Source organism: Wolbachia endosymbiont of Drosophila bicornuta (assembly GCF_028982105.1).
In the GTDB taxonomy this organism is placed as follows: domain Bacteria; phylum Pseudomonadota; class Alphaproteobacteria; order Rickettsiales; family Anaplasmataceae; genus Wolbachia; species Wolbachia pipientis.
Map to the genome: position 1 here is coordinate 1 of NZ_JAPQLF010000039.1, position 2,072 is coordinate 2,072.

Genomic DNA, 2,072 nt, shown 5'->3' on the forward strand with positions numbered 1-2,072 from the left:
TATACATCCTCTAAAAGAAATCAAAAATTGTTGAACTGGTCAATATTTATAACTAATGTTCCAGAAAATAAAATTAGTGCTGAGCAAGTATTAACGATTTACAGAGTAAGGTGGCAAATTGAGTTATTATTTAAATTGTATAAAAGCCATATCAGGCTTGATAAGGTAAAAGGAAAGCCATGCAGAGTATTATGTGAACTATATGCTAAATTGTGTGCAATTCTTATATTTCACGGCATAGTTGGTTGCACAGAAGTGAAAAAGAATACAGAACTTAGCTTAACAAAGGCATTTATTGATCTAAAAAGGCGGGTTAGAGAGTTATTTTTAGTATTAACCAAAATTAATAGTTTAAAAGCATTTCTTAAAAAACTCACTATAACTTGGTCGCGATTTTCATTAAAAGACAAACCTAGAAGGGCTGGAGTATCCACTTTAACCTCTCTAAATTTGCTCACAATCTCTTAACTTGACGCGTATGGTTTGCAAACCGTGTCATTTCAGTAATCAATAGTGTGTCATCCGAGTAGCTGACACTGGGATGACAAGAGGTAACGCAAGAAGTCTATTGATTGTGAAAACAATAACTTTGCAAAATATTAATTGTTAGATAACATAATCAAAGTTTTTGTCTTAATATTCATCATGGTTAGAGCTATACAAATTAAAAAAACTGGGGGACCAGAAGTATTAGAATTTGTAGATAAGAGCATAGGTGAGCCAAAAGGCGAGGAAGTCTTAGTGCGTCACACAACTATCGGCTTAAATCGTTATGATTTAGAGCACAGAAAAGGTACACGCAAAATTAAAAATTTACCATCAGTGCTTGGAGTGGAAGCAGTGGGAGTTATTGAAAAGCTTGGTAAAAAAATCAGTGATGGGTTGAAGGTCGGAGATAGAGTTGGATATTGCACAGCTCCTCCAGGGGCATATTGTGAAAAGCGCATTATACACCAGAAATATCTGATAAAAATTCCAGATGACATATCTGATGAAGTTGCTGCTGCAGTGCTGTTTAAAGGTATGACAGCTCACTATTTAGTTAATCAATCTTATAAAATCAGGCCTGGTGCTTTCGTGCTAGTTCATGGGGCTAATGGTGGCTTAGGACAAATAATATGCCAATGGGCAAAGGATAAAAAAGGTGTAGTGATAGGTTCTGTAAGCTCTGATGAAAAAATGAAGATAGCTTTACAAAGTGGCTGCACATACGCAATAAACTACAATGATAAAGACTTCGTTTCTAAAATTATGGAGATTACGCAAAACAGAGGAGTAGGTGCAGTATATGACCACATAGGTTACGCTACGAGCAAGCTCTCTTTTGAATCTTTGGGCAGGTTCGGCATATACGTTTCCTATGGGCAGATATCAGGTAACGCTCCTATTAGTTTTTCTTTACTTAGTTCACGTTCGTTATTTGCAACTGGAACCTCAATATACCATTATAAGCATGATAGATTCACATTAGTGCTTACCACAATGGAAATCTTCGAGATGATAAGAAAAAAACTTTTAACTGTACGGATCAATAAAAAATATAAATTTGATGAAATAATTCAAGCACATCGTGATATGGAAAATAGAAAAGCGAGTGGGTTAAATATTATCAAAATCTCTTAAATAAATTAGTAATTTAAACTAACCATTCATTAAGTCATATCAACTAGAACTTCACATATTTATAGCCTTTTTTATAATAGTCCGAATGCGATAAGATATGTGTTTATGGCTATAGCAGGCCAGTAGCATATTACGGTCTGTTCGGATTATTGTAAAAAGAGCTATAATTCTCCTTTTGGGGGAATTAAAAGCATATAGCTAAACTGACTTAGATTTACCGACAACCGTCATCCCGCTACGTGTTAGCGGAATCTATACCGCGAATAGACTTCTTGCATAACCCAAATTAAGTAGAAAAAGGTATCATCCGAGTAACTGACACTGGTTCCTTTATGACGGTAGTAGCCCTCCTTCTCCTGTCATTCCAGTGCTCTCTTCTTGTCATCCCAGTGCTTGACACTGGGATAGCTTTGTTGCATCACACTTTATGAGATGGTGATTTATGGTAA

The 2,072-nt window shown here is 35.6% G+C and carries 2 protein-coding genes; both read left to right on the top strand.

What is annotated here, in order from left to right:
- The coding region (locus tag OZD68_RS00520; RefSeq protein ID WP_275008718.1) for a transposase at positions 1-468 on the top strand (468 nt) is incomplete at its 5' end.
- 177 nt (positions 469-645) lie between these two features.
- Positions 646-1,623 (top strand): quinone oxidoreductase family protein, encoded by a 978-nt coding sequence (locus tag OZD68_RS00525; RefSeq protein WP_275008719.1) that lies wholly within the window; start codon positions 646-648, stop codon positions 1,621-1,623.
- The last annotated feature ends 449 nt before the right edge of the window (positions 1,624-2,072 follow it).